We start from the raw sequence: 17782 nt of genomic DNA on the forward strand, positions 1-17782 counted from the left end.
CCGGAATCCCCATGACCGCATTGACCCTCGGCCTGATCGGCAATCCCAACTCCGGCAAGACCACCCTGTTCAACCAGCTCACCGGCTCGCGCCAGCGGGTCGGCAACTGGGCCGGCGTCACCGTGGAGCGCAAGGAGGGTGCGTTCCACACCGCCCGCCACGCGGTACGCCTGGTCGACCTGCCTGGCACCTACTCGCTGACCAGCGTTTCCGCCCAGGCCTCGCTGGACGAGCAGATCGCCTGCCGCTACATCGCCAGCGGCGAAGTCGACGTGCTGGTCAACGTGGTGGATGCGGCGAACCTGGAGCGCAACCTGTACCTCACGGTGCAGTTGCGGGAGATGGGCATCCCCTGCATCGTCGCGCTGAACATGCTCGACATCGCCCGTAGCCAGCGCATCCGCATCGATATCGACGGTCTGGCGCGGCGTCTCGGTTGCCCGGTGGTGCCGCTGGTATCCACCCGCGCCGATGGCATCGACGAACTGAAGGCGGCCATCGACGAGTTGCAGGTCCCGCAGGCGGCGCTGGCGGTGGATTACCCGCCGGCCATCCAGGCGCAGGTCGGCTACCTCCTGGAAACGCGCGCTCCGGCGGCCTCGGCCATCGAGCCGCGCTGGCTGGCGTTGCAGGCGCTGGAAGGCGACATCTTCAACGGCCCGGCGCTGGGCTTGCCGCCCGCCACCCTGGAACAGGCGCGCCAGGGCTGCGGCGAGGAGCCCGAGCTGGCGATCGTCGATGCGCGCTACCGGCTGATCGGCGAGATCTGCGCGGCGGTCTGCGACCACCAGCAGGCGCAGCCGCACCGGCTGACCCAATGGCTCGACCGGATCGTCCTGAATCGCTGGCTGGGCCTGCCGATCTTCCTGCTGGTGATGTACCTGATGTTCTTCTTCGCCATCAACATCGGCGGGGCGCTGCAACCGATCTTCGACAAGGGCTCGTCGGCGATCTTCATCGACGGCATCCAGTGGCTGGGCATTCGCTTCGGCCTGCCCGATTGGCTCACGGCGTTCCTCGCCCAGGGCATCGGTGGCGGGGTCAACACGGTGTTGCCGCTGGTGCCGCAGATCGGCTTGATGTACCTGTTCCTCTCGCTGCTCGAGGATTCCGGCTACATGGCCCGCGCGGCCTTCGTCATGGACCGCCTGATGCAGGCGCTGGGCCTGCCGGGCAAGTCGTTCGTGCCGCTGATCGTCGGTTTCGGCTGCAACGTACCGTCGATCATGGGCGCGCGGACCCTGGACGCGCAGCGCGAGCGGCTGATCACCATCATGATGGCGCCGTTCATGTCCTGCGGCGCGCGCCTGGCGATCTTCGCCGTGTTCGCCGGGGCCTTCTTCGGCCAGGGCGGCGCGCTGGTGATCTTCTCCCTGTACCTGCTCGGCATCGTCGTGGCGATCCTCACCGGGCTGCTGCTCAAGCACACCTTGATGCGCGGCGAGGCCTCGCCGTTCGTCATGGAACTGCCGCTGTACCATGTGCCACACCTTAAGAGCCTGCTGCTGCAGACCTGGTCGCGCCTGCGCGGCTTCGTGGTGCGGGCCGGCAAGGTGATCATCCTGGTCAGCCTGGTGATCGGCGGCCTGAACAGCATCACCCTCGACGGCAAGCCGGTGCAGGGCGACATCGGCCATTCCGCCCTGGCCAGCGTCAGCCAGCGTCTCACTCCGCTGCTGGCGCCGCTCGGGGTGCAGCCGGACAACTGGCAGGCCACCGTCGGCCTGGTCACCGGGGCGATGGCCAAGGAAGTGGTGGTCGGCACCCTGAACACCCTTTACACCGCCGAGCAGATCCAGGGCGAGGCCTTCGACTACGAAGGCTACGACCTGCCCGGGCAACTGCGCGACGCCCTGGTCGAGACCTGGGACGGCCTGGTCGATACCTTCAGCCTCAGCGTGCTGGCCAACCCGGTGGAGGCGAGCATGGCCGACGGCGACATGGAGACCGGCTCGATGGGCACCATGGCGAGCAAGTTCGGCAGCCCCATCGCGGCCTACAGCTACCTGGTCTTCGTCCTGCTCTACGTGCCCTGCGTGACCGCCATGGGCGCGATCGCCCGGGAAAGCAGCAAGGGCTGGATGGCTTTCTCGGTGCTCTGGGGGCTGAACGTCGCCTACTCGCTGGCGACCCTCTGCTACCAGGTCGCCACCTTCGCTGCGCACCCCGAGCGTAGCGTCCTGACCATCGCCGTGGTGCTGGTCTTCAACCTGATCCTGATGACCTGCCTGCGTCTGTTCGGTCGCGAGCAGGTACTGCAACTGCCAGGCCGAATGGCCGATGCCCCGAGCGGGCAGGGAGGATGTCACTGATGGCGACACTCATGCAGATCCGCGCCGCCCTGGAAGACGGCCAGGCGCGTGGGCTGAAACAGCTCAGCCGCCAGGTGGACGCGCCGCCGGCGCTGGTGGAGGCGATCCTGGAGCGGCTGATCGCGCTCGGCAAGGTCGAGCGGGTGGCTGCGCAAAGCTCGGGCGGTTGCGGCGGCGGTTGCAAGGGCTGCGCCCAGCGCGATCCGTGCGCGGAACCGGAGCCGTATTTCCGCCTGCGCTAGACGGGAAAAGCACAGAGCCCGCCACGGCAAGCGTGGCGGGCTCTTTCCTGGCTGGCGCGATCAGGCCAGGGTCGGATAGTCCAGGTAGCCTTCGGTACCGCCGGTATAGAAGGTCTCCGGGCGCGGCGGGTTCAGTTCGGCGCCCTGGCGCAGGCGTTCGACCAGGTCCGGGTTGGCGATGAAGGGGACGCCGAAGGCCACCGCATCGGCGTCGCCCTTGGCCAGGATGGCGTTGGCGCTGTCGAGGGTGAACTTCTCGTTGGCGATGTAGGGTCCGCCGAAGGCTTTCTTCAGGGCTACGCCGATGCTGTCGTCGGCCTGCGCTTCGCGGGCGCAGATGAAGGCAATGCCGCGCTTGCCCAGCTCGCGGGCGACATGGCTGAAGGTTTCCAGGCGGTTGGAATCGCCCATGTCGTGGGAGTCGGCCCGCGGCGCCAGGTGTACGCCGACGCGCTGGGCGCCCCATACGGAGATCGCCGCGTCGGTGACTTCCAGCAGCAGGCGCGCGCGGTTCTCGATGGAGCCGCCGTAGCGGTCGGTGCGCTTGTTGGTGCTGTCCTGGAGGAACTGGTCGAGCAGGTAGCCGTTGGCGCCGTGGATCTCCACGCCGTCGAAGCCGGCGGCCTTGGCCCGCTCGGCGCCCTGGCGGTAGGCCTCGACGATGTCGGCGATCTCCTCGGTGTCCAGCGCGCGCGGGGTGACGTAGGGACGCTTCGGGCGCACCAGGCTGACGTGCCCCTCGGCGGCGATGGCGCTCGGCGCCACCGGCAGCTCGCCGTTCAGGTAGAGCGGGTCGGAAATCCGCCCGACGTGCCAGAGTTGCAGGAAGATGCGCCCGCCGGCGGCGTGCACCGCCTTGGTCACGTTGCTCCAGCCACGGACCTGGTCATCGGACCAGATGCCGGGGGTGTCGGGATAGCCCACTCCCATCGGCGTGACCGCGGTGGCCTCGCTGAGGATCAGGCCGGCATCGGCGCGCTGGGCGTAGTACTCGGCCATCAGGGCGTTGGGCACGCGGCCTTCATCGGCGCGGCAGCGGGTCAGCGGCGCCATGACGATGCGGTTGGGCAGCTCGAGGTCGCCGAGCACGATGGGATCGAACAGAGTAGCCATGGAACATCCTCCACTAGGGAATAGACGGACAGGGGATCAATCGAGGACCGGCTGCGCCTGGGCGCGGCCGTTTCCGGAAAAGGCGATCAGGGTGGCCAGCAGCGCCAGCGCGGCCAGCGCGGCGGCGGCCAGCGGCACGCGGGTCAGGCCCAGGCCGTGGTCGATGACGCTGCCGCCGACCCAGGCGCCGAGCGCGTTGCCGACGTTGAAGGCGCCGATGTTCAGGGTCGCCACCAGGTTCGGCGCGGCATGCCCGACGCGGACCACGTTGACCTGCAGCGCGGGCACCGCGGCGAAGGCGGCGGCGGCCCAGAAGAACAGGGTGATTTCCGCCGGCAGCAGGGCCTGGCTGGTCCAGCTGAACAGCGCCGAGACCAGCGCCATGGCGGCGAACACCGCGGCCATGGTGGTGCCCAGGCGCCAGTCGGCGAGGCGGCCGCCGATCACGTTGCCGACGGTCAGGCCGACGCCGATCAGCAGCAGGGTCCAGGTCACGCCGCGCGGGCTGACCCCGGTGACTTCGCCGAGCAGCGGCGCGACGTAGGTGAACAGGGCGAACATCGAGGCGGCGAACAGCACGGTGGTGCCCAGGGCCAGCCACAGCGACGGGTTCTTCAGCGCGGACATTTCCTGGCGCAGGTCGACCTTCTCTTCCTCGCGGTCGTTTGGCAGCACCCTGGCCAGGCCGACGAAGGCGGCGATGCCGATCAGGGTCACCACCCAGAAGGTCGCGCGCCAGCCGGCTTCCTGGCCGAGCGCGGTGCCCAGCGGCACGCCGAGCACGTTGGCCAGGGTCAGGCCGGTGAACATCAGGGCCACGGCGGAAGCGCGGCGGTTCGGCGCCACCAGGCTGGCGGCGACCACCGAGCCGATGCCGAAGAAGGCGCCATGGCAGAGCGCGGTGACGATCCGCGCCAGCATCAGCAGGCCGTAGTTGGCGGCCACCGCGCAGAGCAGGTTGCCGACGATGAAGATGCCCATCAGCGCGAGCAGGGCTTTCTTGCGCTCCAGGCGGGCGGTGGCCATGGCCATCAGCGGGGCGCCGAAGGCCACGGCGAAGGCGTAGCCGCTGATCAGCCAGCCGGCGCTGGGAATGGATACCCGCAGGTCGCCGGCGACCTGCGGCAGCAGGCCCATGATGACGAATTCGGTGGTACCGATGGCAAAGGCGGATAAAGCGAGGACGAGAAGAGACGCCGGCATCGGTCGAGCTCCTGGACTGCGAGGTAGTGGGGTGGAAGCGAGTGCTGCTTACAGCTCGTCGCCGAGTTGGTCGAGGAAGGCCTGGATGGTCTCCTCGTTGCGCTTGAAGAAGTTCCACTGGCCGACCCGGCGGCTGGTCACCAGACCGGCGCGTTGCAGGGTGGCCAGGTGTACCGACACGGTGGACTGGGAGAGACCGGTACGCTGGTCGAACTTGCCGGCGCAGACGCCGATCTCGAACGGGTGGTCCTGCTCGACGAAGTACTTCTCCGGTTCCTTCAGCCAGCGCAGCATGTCGCGTCGCACCGGGTGGGAGAGAGCCTTGATGATTTCGTCGATGTCCAGTGGCATGGCGGTGGTCCGTTGGCCGTCCATATCGGGTTGGGACGAACTATATATCGGTGTGGGACGATATGGGGATCGATTGCGACGATAGTCGCTATCGACAGGGCTGATGACGATGATCGAAACGACCGTTCCGTCCCTGGGGTAAGCTAGCCCGCATGAACTACCTCGCGCATCTCCACCTCGGCGGCCCGCAACCGGCCCAACTGCTCGGCAGCCTGTACGGCGACTTCGTCAAGGGCCGCCTGCAGGGACAATGGCCGGACGAGATCGAGCGGGCCATCCAGTTGCACCGGCGCATCGACGCCTTCACCGACAGCCATCCACTGGTGCATGCGGCCAAGCGGCGCTTCCCGCTGGAGCGCCGGCGTTTCGCCGGCGTCCTGCTTGACGTGTTCTTCGACCACTGCCTGGCGCGCGACTGGAACGACTACGCCGACGAACCGCTGCCGCAGTTCGTCGAGCGGGTCTACGGCACCCTGCGCACCGCCTCGCCGCTGCCGGAGCGCCTGGCGCGCATCGCGCCGCGGATGGCGGCCCAGGACTGGCTGGGCAGCTACCGCGAGTTCGCGGTCTTGCGCGAAGTGCTGGGCGGCATGTCGCGGAGGCTGTCGCGACCGCACCTGCTGGACGGTTCCTGGGAAGAACTGGCCCAGCGCTACGATGACCTGAGCGCGGATTTCCGCGCCTTCTACCCGCAACTCCAGGCTTTCGCCCTGAGCCAGCGCTGAGCCTGGCGCAGCGGCCATTGGCCCGGCCGGCGGAATCACCTATCAATTGTTTCAGTCCGAAGCATCCGCTTGATGCACATCAACCGGCAGCGGTCGCGTCGATCGTTCAATGGGGCCGACGTTCAACGCTCTGCCAATGGAGGTGGAAGATGAAACGAATCCTGGTGGCGACCGACCTGTCCTCGCGTTCCGAGCTGGCGGTCATGCGCGCCGCGGCGCTGGCCAAGGCGAGGAATGCCGAACTGACCGTGCTGAACGTGCTCGACGACGACCAGCCGCCGGTGCTGATCGCGCCGCAACGGCTGGCTATCGCCAACCTGCTGGAAGTGAACGGACAGGCCCTGAAGGAGCGCCTCGGCGTCGAGTCCAAGGCGATCGTGCGGGTCGGCGATCCGGTGGTGGTGATCAACGCGGTGGCCGAGGAGATCGGCGCCGACCTGCTGGTGATGGGCGCGCACCGGCACACGCCGCTGCGCGACCTGTTCATCGGCACCACCCTGGAGCGGGTGGTACGCAATGCGAAGATCCCGGTGCTGCGCGCGGCCGGTGCGCCGGAAGAGGAGTACCGCCGGGTGCTGCTGGCGCTGGACTTCTCGCCGACCTCGACGCGCGCGGTGCAGATGGCCGGCCAGCTCGGCTTCCTCGACGCCGCCAGCCTTACCGCGCTGCATGCCTTCGAGCCGTTCGCCAAGGGCATGATGCGTTATTCGGGGATCAAGGAAGACCGCGTCGAGCATTACGTCGACCAGGAGGAACTCAAGGCCAACGTCGAGCTGCGCGACTACGTCGCCGGCCTGGGGCTGGGCCGCGAGGATATCCAGTTGCGCGTCGGCGAAGGCTTGCCGATCAACGTGATCATGACCGAGGTACGCCGCCAGGCGCCGCAGTTGACGGTGCTCGGCACCCAGGGCCTGACCGGCTTCCGCCGCGCGCTGATCGGCAGCGTGGCCGAGGCGGCCCTCGGCGACCTGCCGTGCGACGTGCTGGCGGTGCCGCCCAAGCGCGATTAGGCGGCGCGTCGGGTTTCCGTAGGGGCGGCAGTGCCGAACAGCGCCAGGCGCACCGCCTGCTGGGCCTGGCGGGCCAGTTCGGCGCGGTCCAGGCCCTGGCTGGGGATCGGTTCCAGCAGCTGGATATGCACGCTGCCGCGCTCGCCGCGCAGCAGGCGGCCGAGGTGGCTGAGCAGGTCGTCGTCGCCGATGAACGGCGCCAGCGCATCGGGTACGCCGTCGCGGCGGTAGCTGATCGCCACCGGCTGCACCGCCACGCCGGCTTCCAGGGCGCTGGCCATCAGGCGACCGTGGAAGGTGCGCAGGCTTTCGCCGTTGGTGGTGGTGCCTTCCGGGAAGATCAGCAGGTTGCGCCCACGGTGCAGTTGTTTGGCCAATTGCTGGTTGATCAGCCGGCTGTCGCCCGAGCCGCGGCGGATGAACAGGGTGCCGGCCTTTTCCGCCAGCCAGCCGGCCAGCGGCCAGGCACGCACCTCGGCCTTGGACAGGAAGGTCAGCGGCGCCAGGGCGCCGAGCAGCGGGATATCGGTCCAGGACACATGGTTGGCTACCCACAGCATGGGTTGCCGGGGCGCTTCGCCGCTGACCCTGACCTCGAAGGGCAGGGCCGCGCAGAGGCGCGCCAGCCACCAGCGGGTCAGGCGCTGGCGCAGCGGCGTGACGTCGGCGCCGGGCAGCCGCTCGCGCAGGCTGACCCAAGCGGCCAGGCCCAGTCCGAGCGCGACCAGCCCGAGCAGGCGGGCGCTGCGCAGCAGCAGGCGCAGCCGCGCCATCAGACCGCTGCCTTGAAGTGGCGGGCGTAGCGCGGGCAGAGTTCGTCGCGCTTGAGCAGGATGAACACGTCGGCGACCTGGAAATCCGGGTCCCAGCAGGGCTCGCCGCAGATCTTCGCGCCCAGGCGCATGTAGGCCTTGAGCAGCGGCGGCAGCTCGGCGGTGAGGTTTTCCGGGACGTCCAGCGGCGGCAGCGGGTTCTTCGGCTCGGCCTGCAGGTAGTCGGTGCACAGGTAGCGTTCGCGCAGCCGCTGCATCACCGCCTTGGCCTGCATACCGCCGTCGCGCATGGGAATGCTGGCGCAGCCCATCAGGTAGCGGTAGCCGCCCTCGTTGAGGACCTCGGCGAGTTCGCCCCAGAGTACCGCGATGGTGGCGCCGTTGCGGTATTCGGGAGCGACGCAGGTGCGGCCGATCTCCAGGACCGGGCCGTGCAGGGCGTCGAGGCCGGAGAGGTGGAACTCCTCTTCGCTGTAGAAGCGCCCGAGGCGTTCGGCGGCGCGATGGTCGAGCAGCCGGGTGGTGGCCACCAGGGCGCCGCTGTCGAGGTCGCGGACGCCGATGTGCGCGCAGTGACGGTCGTAGTCGTCGCGGTCGAGGCCGTCTTCGGCGCCTTCGAGCTTGGCGTCGAACTCGGCGCTGAATACGCGGTAGCGCAGGGCCTGGGCCTCGCGCAGGGCGCGGGCGCCGTTCAGGCGCTCGGCCTTCAGGCGGCGTCCGGCGACGGGTTCGCGGGTAATGGCGGTCTGGGTCATGCCTGGGCCTCCTTGGGCCGGCGCCGCGGGTTGCGGCCGCTCGGCTTTGTTGTGCAAGCTCAGGCTAGGAAGGCGCGGTGTCACCCCTGTGACAGCGGCGTGATGCTTGTATGACATTGTCGCCGGATGTAACGCGCCGTTGTTCAACGCTGGCACCCTCGGCAGGATGCCGGTTCCGACACATTCCACACTGGAGTCCGCCATGTCCTGGCAACGCTTGCTCGGCCCGCTCGACCGCCTGCCCACCGAAGGCTCCCTGGAAGACTGGCACGCCGCCGCCCTGGCGCGCGCCGACGGTCTTGGCACCCTGGAGCGGGCGGTGCTCGGCGGACGATTGGCGGCGAGTCCGGGTCTGGCCTTCCTCGCCGGCTACCAGGCGGCCCTGCGCGCGCTCTGGCCGGCGGCGCCGGAAGGTCTTGGCGCGCTGTGCGTGACCGAGAAGCGCAGCGTGCGCCCGGCGGACCTGCAGACCCGCCTGGAGGGGCTGGTCCTGCATGGACAAAAGGATTTCGTCACCGCTGGCGACAGCGCCTCCTGGTGGCTGGTGGCCGCCCGCGACGAGGCGCCGGGGCAGCCGCCGCGACTGTCGATGACGGTGGTCCTGGCCGGCGCCCCGGGAGCGCGCCTGGAGGCGTTGCCGGCGCTGCCGCTGATGCCGGACGTGCCGCATTCCCGCCTGTTGCTCGACGGCGCCCATTGCGAGCGTCTGCCCGGCGATGGTTGGGATGACTACGTCAGGCCGTTCCGCCTGCTGGAGGATGTCCATGTGCTGGCGGCGCTGGTCGGCTGGCTCTATGGGGTCGGCCATGAATGCGGCTGGCCCTCGCCGTTGCTGCTGCGCCTGGCCGGCATCCTCGGCGGCTGCGCCGAGGTCGCGCGGCACCCGGTCGCCTGCGTCGGCACCCAGGCGGTACTGGCCGGGCTGTTCGAACAGTTCGCGGCGCTGGAGGGGCAACTGGATGCCGCCTTCGCCGCCAACGCCTCGACCTGGGAGGCATTGTGGCAACGCGATCGCGGCTTGCTGGCGATTGCCAACGGGGCCCGCAAAGTTCGCCTGGAGAAGGCCTTGACCCGCCTCGGGCTTGACCCAGGTCAGTGAGGCGCCGCGCCGCAGGCGCTTACCCTGCGCAGCATCCGGCGAGGAATGCTCCTCGGCGCCTGCACAGAGTAGATTTCACCGACCATGCGACGCGAACCGATCGTGCTGTTCGACAACGGCAGCCACCAGTGCCTGTGTTTCGATGACCTCGTCAGCGGCGAAGGGGTCCAGTCCAACCAGTTCCTGATCGTCGACAACGGCCAGTACCTGCTGCTCGATCCCGGCGGCGACCTGACCTACACGCCGCTCTCGCTGGAATTGTCGAAACGCTTTCCGCTGCAGGAGCTGGACTACATCTTCGCTTCGCACCAGGACCCGGACATCATCGCCGCCCTCGACAAGTGGCTGCTGCACACCCGCGCCCGGGTGATCTGCTCCAAGCTGTGGGCGCGCTTCCTGCCGCACCTGACGGCCAACTACCTGGCGGTCAGCCATGGCATCAACACCTACGACCGGGTCATGCCATTGCCCGACCGCGGCCAGGCGATCGCTCTCGGCGACTGCTCGCTGAAGGCGATCCCCGCGCATTTCCTGCATTCGGTGGGCAACTTCCAGCTCTACGACCCGGTGAGCAAGATCCTTTTCTCGGGCGACATGGGCGCCTCGCTGGTGGACGACGCGGCGCCGGTCGGTGATTTCGCCGCGCATATCCAGTACATGGACGGTTTCCATCGCCGCTACATGGCGGCGAACAAGATCTGCCGCCTGTGGGCGCGGATGGTCCGGGACATGGATGTGGAGATGATCGTGCCGCAACACGGGCGGCCCTTCGTCGGCAAGGAAATGATCAGCGCCTTCCTCTACTGGATCGAGAACCTCGAGTGCGGCATCGACCTGCTCGGTCCGGACGACTACCGCATGCCCGGCTGAGTCCGCGCTTCCTGGCGTCATCGAGGCCATGCTAGGGTTGCCCCTCGACCGTCGAGAGGGCCCGCCGATGCCCGCTTTGCCGTTGTCCCGCCGCGCCCTCGCCGCGCTGGCCCTGGTATTCGCCCTCCCTGCCCTGGCCGAAGACTGGCCCGACACCGACTGGCCCCGCGCCCAACAGCCCGCGGGGCCGGCGCTGGAGGCATTCGAGCGTTATGCCTTCGGCCGTCGCGACGATGTTCGTCGCAAAGGCATCCGCACCGACGCGGTAGTGGTGATCCGCGACGGTCGCCTGCTCTATGAGCGCTACGCCGGCCCGAGCCGTGCCGAGACCCCGCACCTTACCTGGTCGGTGAGCAAGAGCCTGCTCGCCACGCTGCTCGGCGTCGCCGAGGGCGAAGGGCGCTTCCAGCTCGACGACCCGGTGGCGCGCTACTACCCGCCGTTCGCCCGTCATCCCGAGGTGACGTTGCGCCACCTGCTGAACTGGTCTTCCGGGCTGGACTGGCAGGAGGACTACGAGTTCGCGCCATTGAAATCCTCCGTGGTGGCGATGCTCTACACCCGTGGGCGTGACGACATGGCCGGCTTCGTCGCCGAGACCCCGCAGGCCCGGCCGCCGGGCCGGCGTTTCCGCTACTCCAGCGGCGACAGCAACGTGCTGGCGGCGGCCCTCCACGGCATGCTCGGCGCGGACTATGCCGAGTACCCCTGGCGCGCGCTGTTCGAGCCGCTGGGCATCCGTTCGGCGGTATGGGAGCGAGACGCCGCCGGCACGTTCGTCGGCTCGTCGTACGTCTACATGAGCGCCCGCGACCTGGCGCGCGTCGGCCTGCTGATGCAGCGCCACGGGCGCTGGCGCGAGCGGCAACTGCTGCCGCTGGCATGGGTCGAGTTCAACCTGACGCCCTTCGCCCGCTACCGGCCGAGTGCGGAAGAGGAGGGCGAGGCGGTACCGGGCGGCCAGTGGTGGTTGAACCGTGCGGTGAAAGGCGCGCCGGCGCCCTGGCCGGACGTCGCCGAGACCGCCTTCGCCGCGCTCGGCCACTGGGGCCAGGCGCTCTACGTGCTGCCCGAGGAGAAGCTGGTGATCGTGCGCTACGCCGACGACCGCGACGGGCGTTTCCGCCACAACGAATTCCTGCGCCTGGCACAGGCGGCGTTCGCCGGGGAGGCGCGGCCATGATCCGTCGCCATCCCTTGCTCTTCCTGTTCGTCCTGGGGCTGCTCGCCGCCCTCGCGTGGGCCTGGCAGAACCGCATCCACCTGGCGGCCTTTCCCGCCATCATCGGCGCCTACACGGCCAAGGAGTACTGCTCCTGCCGCTACGTGATGGGGAACTCCGCGGACTATTGCCGGGCCTATACCCAACAGTACGTGCCGATCAGCGGCTTCTTCGACGACGAAGCCCGCCGCCGGGTGACCGCCCGCGGCCTCGGCAGTACGCAGACGGCCGCCTGGCTGGGCCCGCGCGAGGGATGCCGGCTCATGCCCGAGGCGGACAGGCTGCCGGACTGACCGGCGGCGCATGTCGGGGCGCGGGGCGAGGGACGGCGCCGGCCCGAAGCCGGAGGTGGAATGCCTGTTGTATTGTGTGTCCTGTTGTTGCTCCTCAGCCCGCTGCTGTCGGCGGCGGAATGGCAACTGGAGCCGGATTACTCGCGGATCAGCTTCGTTTCCGTGAAACGCGCGAAGATGGCCGAGGTGCAGCGCTTCGACCGTCTCAGCGGCCAGATCGACAAGCAGGGCGTCGCGCGCATCGTGGTGCCGCTGGGCACCCTGGACAGCGGCCTGGCCCTGCGCGACGAGCGAATGAAGGACAACTTCTTCGAAACCTCGCGCTTCCCCGAGGCCACCGTGGAGAGCCGCCTGGACATGGCCGGCTTCGACGACCTGCGGGTCGGCCAGTCGCGGGTCGAGAAGCTCGACTTCACCCTCGACCTGCACGGCCAGCAGCGCCGCCTGAAGGCCGACGTGCTGGTCACCCGCCAGGGCGAAGGGCTGGTCCAGGTGGCGACCCTGGAGCCGGTGCTGCTGAAGCTGCTCGACTTCGACCTGGAAGAGAAGCTCAAGCCCTTGAAGGACATGGCCAATATTCCCTCGATCACTCCCGAGGTTCCGGTGTTCGCCGTGCTGAACTTCCGCGAAGTGCCGCCGGAACAGTTCTGACGCGCCGGCGGAGGGCGGCGCGGGCCTTGGGTTCCACCCAGTGGAACCGCCTTCCGTTGTCCTTCGCCGCGCGCCGCGCTTAGCTGTGACCACGCCCGGCCGGCCTTGCGTCCGGGCCTCCCGCCAACAAGACCGGAGCGCAATCCGGCCAGAGGAGAGACGGCATGGCTCGACATCGACACATCGTGGCCTGGCTCGAGGAGGTCGCCGACGACCTGCGTAGCCTGCGCCAGGACATCCACGCCCATCCCGAACTGGGCTTCGAGGAGCGACGCACCGCCGCGCTGGTCGCCGAATGCCTGCGCGGCTGGGGCTACGAAGTGCACGAAGGGATCGGCCGCACCGGCGTGGTCGGCGTCCTCCGCCAGGGCGACGGCACGCGGCGGCTCGGCCTGCGGGCGGACATGGATGCGCTGCCGATCGTCGAGGCCACGGGGCTCGGCTACAGCAGCTGCCACGGCGGGCGCATGCACGCCTGCGGCCACGACGGACACACCGCGATGCTGCTCGGCGCGGCACGCTACCTGGCGGCGACGCGGCGTTTCGACGGCACCCTGGTGCTGATCTTCCAGCCCGCGGAGGAGGGCCAGGGCGGCGCCGAGGCGATGCTCGCCGACGGGCTGCTGGAGCGCTTTCCCTGCGATGCGCTGTTCGGCATGCACAACATGCCGGGACTGGAGGCTGGGCACCTGGGCTTCCGCGCGGGACCGATGATGGCTTCCCAGGACCTGCTGAGCGTCACCCTGGAGGGCGTCGGTGGCCACGGTTCGATGCCGCACCTGAGCATCGATCCGCTGCTCGCCGCGTCGAGCGCGGTGATGGCCCTGCAGAGCGTGGTGGCGCGCAACGTCGATCCGCAGAAGGCCGCGGTGGTCACGGTCGGCGCATTGCAGGCCGGCGAGGCGGCCAACGTCATACCCCAGCGCGCCGTGCTGCGCCTGAGCCTGCGGGCGCTCGACGGCCAGGTGCGCGAGCAGGTGTTGCAGCGGGTTCGCCAGATCATCGAGTTGCAGGCCGCCAGCTATGGGTGCCAGGCCAGCATCGAGCACTATCCGGCCTATCCGGTGCTGGTCAACAGCGTCGAGGAAACCGAGTTCGCCCGCCAGGTCGGGGTCGAGCTGGCCGGCGCGGAGCAGGTCGACGGCGCCACGCCGAAGCTGATGGGCAGCGAGGACTTCGCCTGGATGCTACAGCGCTGCCCCGGCAGCTACCTGTTCATCGGCAACGGCAGAGGACGGCCGATGGTGCACAACCCGGCCTATGACTTCAACGACGACATCCTGGTCCGGGGCGCGGCCTATTGGGGCGCGCTCGCCGAGACCTGGCTGGCCGCCCCCCGGGGCGTCCGGCCTTGCGACTGACTGCCGCCATTAACGGCGCGGCCTGAGCCGCGCCGGCATTCCCCCGGTTACCAGGAGATTCCCATGCACGCTTGCCCGAGCGGTACCTCGCGTACCCGCCAGGTGGCGGCTGCCGTGATCGGCAACGCCCTGGAGTGGTACGACTTCATCGTCTACGGCTTCCTTTCCAGCCTGATCGCCAGGCTGTTCTTCCCCTCCGGCGACGAGTACACCTCGCTGCTGATGGCCCTGGCCACCTTCGGCGTCGGTTTCTTCATGCGTCCGGTCGGTGGGGTCCTGCTCGGCCTGTATGCCGACCGCAGGGGACGCAAGGCGGCGATGCAACTGATCATCCTGCTGATGACGCTGTCCATCGCGATGATCGCCTTCGCCCCGACCTACGCGGCGATCGGCGTCGGCGCGCCGTTGCTGATCGTGATCGCGCGAATGCTGCAGGGTTTCGCCACCGGCGGCGAGTACGCCAGCGCCACGGCTTTCCTGGTGGAAAGCGCGCCGCCGCACCGGCGCGGTCTCTACGGTTCCTGGCAATTGTTCGGCCAGTGCCTGGCGGTCTTCGCCGGTGCGGGGATGGGCGCGCTGGTCACCCATTGCCTGGACGCCGAGTCCCTGGAGAGCTGGGGCTGGCGGGTGCCGTTCCTGTTCGGTCTGCTGATCGGTCCGGTGGGATTGTGGATCCGCCGCTACATGGGCGAGACCGAGGCCTTCCTCGAAGCCATCCGGGAGCCCGGCGAGCGCCAGGGGCTGCTCGGCGTGCTGCGCGAATACCGGCGCAGCGTGCTGGTGAGCATGGGCCTGACGGTGATCGGCACGGTGTCCTTCTACGTGGTGCTGGTGAACATGCCGACCTTCGCCCACAAGCAGTTGGGCCTGCCGCTGGACGAGGTGTTCATGGTGCAGATGGCGGCGGTGGCGCTGATGACCCTGGTGATCCCGTTGGCCGGCGGACTCTCCGACCGGGTCGGGCGGCGCCCGGTGCTGTTGGTCGCGACCCTGGCCTTCATGCTCATGGTCTATCCGCTGTTCGCTTGGGTCGCCGCGGCGCCGAGCCTGGGGCGCCTGCTGCTGATGCAACTGTTGCTGTGCACGGCGATCGGCGGCTTCTTCGGCCCGGCGCCGACCGCGGTGGCCGAGCAGTTTCCGGTGCGGGTGCGTTCCACCGGCCTGGCGGTGGCGTATAACCTGGCGGTGATGCTGTTCGGCGGTTTCGCTCCGTTCATCGTCACCTGGCTCACCGAGGTCGGCGGCTCGCCAGTGGCGCCGGCGTTCTACGTGCTCGGCGCGGCCTTCCTCGGGCTGCTCGCCACCCTCTATCTGCGGGAGGGCGCGACGCCCGCCCCGCGCCCCCGTGAACCGGCCCTGGGCAAGCCGGCAAGGAGTCTGTGAATGAGCGCCACCCGCCATCGAAGCGACGGCCACGAGGAAATCGTCGCGCTTGACGCGCTGCCGCTGTCCGCGGCGATCCGCCGACGCGAACTGTCCTGCCGCGAGGTCATGCAGGCCTACCTGGCGCAGATCGAACGGTTCAACCCGCGGGTCAACGCCATCGTCTCGCTGCAGGCGGAAAGCCGTCTGCTCGCCCAGGCCGACGAGCGCGACCGGCAACTGGCGCGCGGCGAATGGCTGGGCTGGATGCACGGCATGCCGCAGGCGATCAAGGACCTCGCCGCCACCTCCGGCATTCCTACCACCCTGGGTTCGCCGCTGTTCGCCGGGCAGGTGCCGGAGCACGACGCCATCGTCGTCGAGCGGGTGAAGAGCAGCGGTGCGATCGTCATCGGCAAGACCAACGTACCGGAGTTCGGGCTCGGCTCGCAGACCTACAACCCGCTGTTCGGCACCACCCGCAATGCCTACGATCCGGCGCGGATCGCCGGCGGCAGCAGCGGTGGGGCGGCGGTGGCGCTGGCGCTGCGCATGCTGCCGGTGGCCGACGGCAGCGACATGATGGGTTCGCTGCGCAACCCCGCCGCCTACAACAACGTCTACGGCTTCCGCCCGTCCCAGGGACGGGTGCCGCACGGCCCGCAAGCGGAACTGTTCGTCCAGCAACTGGCCACCGAAGGCCCGATGGGGCGCAGCGTGGCCGACCTGGCCCGGCTGCTGGCCACCCAGGCCGGCTACGATCCGCGCTGTCCGCTGTCGTTGCGCGACGATCCGCGCAGGTTCGCCGACGACCTCAGGCGCGATTTCCGCGGAGCCCGGCTCGGCTGGCTCGGCGACTACGCCGGCTACCTGCCGATGGAGGAGGGCGTGCTGGAGCTTTGCGAAGCCGCGCTGGGCGATTTCGCCGAGCTGGGCTGCGACGTCGAGGCGTGCCTGCCGGACTATCCCCTGGAGCGCCTGTGGCGCACCTGGCTGGTCCATCGCCAGTGGCTGGTGCAGGGCTCGCTTGGCGAGCTTTACGCCGATCCCGCACGGCGCGTCCGGCTCAAGCCGGAGGCGCAGTGGGAAGTGGAGTCCGGGCTCGGCCTCGGCGCCGCCGAGGTCTATCGCGCCTCGCTGGATCGCAGCGACTGGTATCGGGCGCTGGCGCGTCTGTTCGAACGTTACGATTTCCTCTTGCTGCCCAGCGCCCAGGTGTTTCCTTTCGATGCAGAAACGGCGTGGCCGCGGCAGGTCGCCGGGCGACCGATGGACACCTATCACCGCTGGATGGAGGTGGTGATCGGCCCGACCCTGGCCGGTTTGCCGGCGATCAGCGTACCGATCGGCTTCGGCGCGGCGGGCCTGCCGATGGGATTGCAGATCATCGGCCCGGCGCAGGCCGACCTGGCGGTGCTGCAACTGGCCCATGCCCACGAGGGCCTGACCCGTTGGGTCAGCCGCCGTCCGCCGGCGATGCTCGAGGCTCCAGGGGGCATCGACTAGGCCGCGGAGCAACGCTGGCGTATTCGCAGATTCTTCCTACATGACCTGGGCCTGCATCTTGCTTTGCCATAACGGTCTGTCGACGGTGGAGGTGTCGTCATGCCGGAAAGAGAAGAGGCGGGAACCGTGCGTTCGGTGGAGCGGGCGCTGGCGATCCTCGATCTGCTGGGCCAGCACCAGGCGCTGGGGCTCGAGGAACTGCATTACCTGACCGAGCTGCCCAAGGCCACGGTGTCGCGGCTGCTGCATACCCTGCTGGAGCAGGGCTGGCTGTACCGCGGCTTGACCGACCGGCGCTACCGGCTGCGTTCCACCCGCCTCTACGGTGACGCCGCCGAGCGCTTCCGCTGCCAGGTGGTGGAGCGTTCCGCGCCGCTGCTGGTGGAGTTGAGCGAGCGCACCGGGCTGGTCGCCGATTTGTCGATTCTCGACGGCGACCGCCTGCTGGTGGCGGAAAGCTCGGTGCCCGGCGTCCTGCGCAAGCGCTACCCGGCCAACCGGCTGGTGGTCGGCCAGCACGCCAGCCTGTTCCATTCGGCCATGGGCAAAGCCTGCCTGGGCGAACTGGCAGACAGCGAGGTGCGCCGCCTGGCGCGCCAGCACCAGGTGGACGAGGACCTCTGGTTGCGCACCCGCGAGCAGGCCCACGGCCAGGGCTACGGCGAGCGTACCGAGGGACACTGGGAGTATCCGGTGCGCCTGCCGTTCCTGATCCGCGCGGTGGCCTTGCCGGTACGCGCCCAGGGTCGCCTGCTCGGCAGCGTGGCGCTGCACTGGCCGCGCGACCAGGATTGCGTCGAACGGGTGCGCCGCCGGCACCTGGGAACCCTGGCCGATACCGTCAGTCAGTTGCAGCACGCGCTCGACTGACGCGGGAGTTTGCCTGCTCCCAGGCGGCCGGTTTAAGGTGGCGCCGGACGCAAAGGGAGCCCGC

General features: G+C 69.2%; 17 protein-coding genes and 1 pseudogene. 13 read left to right on the plus strand and 5 right to left on the minus strand.

Annotated elements, in window-relative coordinates; translation table 11 throughout:
- Positions 1-11: 11 nt before the first annotated feature.
- Positions 12-2312: a Fe(2+) transporter permease subunit FeoB gene (gene feoB / locus AC4OR5_RS07615; protein ID WP_058161133.1), complete on the plus strand. Its 2301-nt coding sequence runs from the start codon at positions 12-14 to the stop codon at positions 2310-2312.
- Positions 2312-2554 carry a FeoC-like transcriptional regulator gene (locus AC4OR5_RS07620; RefSeq protein WP_003093982.1) on the plus strand — a complete coding sequence of 81 codons (243 nt, stop codon included), beginning with the start codon at positions 2312-2314 and terminating at the stop codon, positions 2552-2554. The genes feoB and AC4OR5_RS07620 overlap by 1 nt, the downstream gene beginning before the upstream one ends.
- A 60-nt stretch (positions 2555-2614) precedes the next feature.
- Here the strand turns inward: AC4OR5_RS07620 and AC4OR5_RS07625 are convergent, their stop codons facing one another.
- From AC4OR5_RS07625 to pyeR, 3 genes are read right to left on the minus strand one after another with little or no spacing between them, the layout of a single operon-like run.
- Positions 2615-3667 carry an alkene reductase gene (locus AC4OR5_RS07625; protein WP_003093980.1) on the minus strand — a complete coding sequence of 351 codons (1053 nt, stop codon included), beginning with the start codon at positions 3665-3667 and terminating at the stop codon, positions 2615-2617.
- Positions 3668-3703: 36 nt separating this feature from the next.
- Positions 3704-4870 (minus strand): MFS transporter, encoded by a 1167-nt coding sequence (locus AC4OR5_RS07630; protein WP_014603575.1) that lies wholly within the window; start codon positions 4868-4870, stop codon positions 3704-3706.
- Between the two features lie 48 nt (positions 4871-4918).
- Positions 4919-5221 carry an ArsR family transcriptional repressor PyeR gene (gene pyeR / locus AC4OR5_RS07635; protein WP_003093978.1) on the minus strand — a complete coding sequence of 101 codons (303 nt, stop codon included), beginning with the start codon at positions 5219-5221 and terminating at the stop codon, positions 4919-4921.
- 152 nt (positions 5222-5373) lie between these two features.
- Between pyeR and AC4OR5_RS07640 the strand changes: the two genes are divergently transcribed.
- Complete coding sequence (locus tag AC4OR5_RS07640; protein WP_003093976.1) at positions 5374-5946, plus strand: acyl carrier protein phosphodiesterase; 573 nt, start codon at positions 5374-5376, stop codon at positions 5944-5946.
- Between the two features lie 149 nt (positions 5947-6095).
- Positions 6096-6956, plus strand: a complete 861-nt coding sequence (locus AC4OR5_RS07645; RefSeq protein ID WP_003093974.1) for a universal stress protein — start codon at positions 6096-6098, stop codon at positions 6954-6956.
- Here AC4OR5_RS07645 and olsA read toward each other — a convergent pair.
- Complete coding sequence (gene olsA / locus AC4OR5_RS07650; protein WP_058161135.1) at positions 6953-7729, minus strand: lyso-ornithine lipid O-acyltransferase; 777 nt, start codon at positions 7727-7729, stop codon at positions 6953-6955. The two genes, AC4OR5_RS07645 and olsA, sit on opposite strands and share 4 nt — an antisense overlap.
- A complete protein-coding gene (gene olsB, locus AC4OR5_RS07655; RefSeq protein ID WP_003093970.1) occupies positions 7729-8484 on the minus strand; it encodes an L-ornithine N(alpha)-acyltransferase in 756 nt (251 codons plus the stop codon). Before olsB ends, olsA begins: the two co-directional genes overlap by 1 nt.
- A 202-nt stretch (positions 8485-8686) precedes the next feature.
- Between olsB and AC4OR5_RS07660 the strand changes: the two genes are divergently transcribed.
- From AC4OR5_RS07660 to AC4OR5_RS07700, 9 genes and pseudogenes are all read left to right on the plus strand, one after another.
- Positions 8687-9583 (plus strand): acyl-CoA dehydrogenase middle domain-containing protein, encoded by an 897-nt coding sequence (locus AC4OR5_RS07660; RefSeq protein ID WP_019485784.1) that lies wholly within the window; start codon positions 8687-8689, stop codon positions 9581-9583.
- An 84-nt stretch (positions 9584-9667) separates the two neighbouring features.
- The gene (locus AC4OR5_RS07665) at positions 9668-10453 is read left to right on the plus strand and encodes an oxygen-binding di-iron domain-containing protein (RefSeq protein ID WP_003110052.1); all 786 of its coding nucleotides are present in this window, start codon (positions 9668-9670) and stop codon (positions 10451-10453) included.
- A gap of 67 nt (positions 10454-10520) precedes the next feature.
- Complete coding sequence (locus AC4OR5_RS07670; protein WP_003163006.1) at positions 10521-11636, plus strand: serine hydrolase domain-containing protein; 1116 nt, start codon at positions 10521-10523, stop codon at positions 11634-11636.
- Positions 11633-11968 carry a hypothetical protein gene (locus tag AC4OR5_RS07675; RefSeq protein ID WP_003093963.1) on the plus strand — a complete coding sequence of 112 codons (336 nt, stop codon included), beginning with the start codon at positions 11633-11635 and terminating at the stop codon, positions 11966-11968. The genes AC4OR5_RS07670 and AC4OR5_RS07675 overlap by 4 nt, the downstream gene beginning before the upstream one ends.
- A 60-nt stretch (positions 11969-12028) precedes the next feature.
- Positions 12029-12619: a YceI family protein gene (locus tag AC4OR5_RS07680; RefSeq protein WP_003093959.1), complete on the plus strand. Its 591-nt coding sequence runs from the start codon at positions 12029-12031 to the stop codon at positions 12617-12619.
- Between the two features lie 164 nt (positions 12620-12783).
- Positions 12784-14006 (plus strand): annotated as a pseudogene (locus tag AC4OR5_RS07685) (M20 aminoacylase family protein).
- Between the two features lie 37 nt (positions 14007-14043).
- Complete coding sequence (locus AC4OR5_RS07690) at positions 14044-15363, plus strand: citrate-proton symporter (RefSeq protein ID WP_003101135.1); 1320 nt, start codon at positions 14044-14046, stop codon at positions 15361-15363.
- Positions 15364-16848: an amidase gene (locus AC4OR5_RS07695; protein ID WP_031639927.1), complete on the plus strand. Its 1485-nt coding sequence runs from the start codon at positions 15364-15366 to the stop codon at positions 16846-16848. It abuts the gene before it with no gap.
- 99 nt (positions 16849-16947) lie between these two features.
- Complete coding sequence (locus AC4OR5_RS07700) at positions 16948-17718, plus strand: IclR family transcriptional regulator (RefSeq protein WP_003093951.1); 771 nt, start codon at positions 16948-16950, stop codon at positions 17716-17718.
- Positions 17719-17782: the final 64 nt, after the last annotated feature.

This window comes from Pseudomonas sp. YA1 (assembly GCF_058680555.1).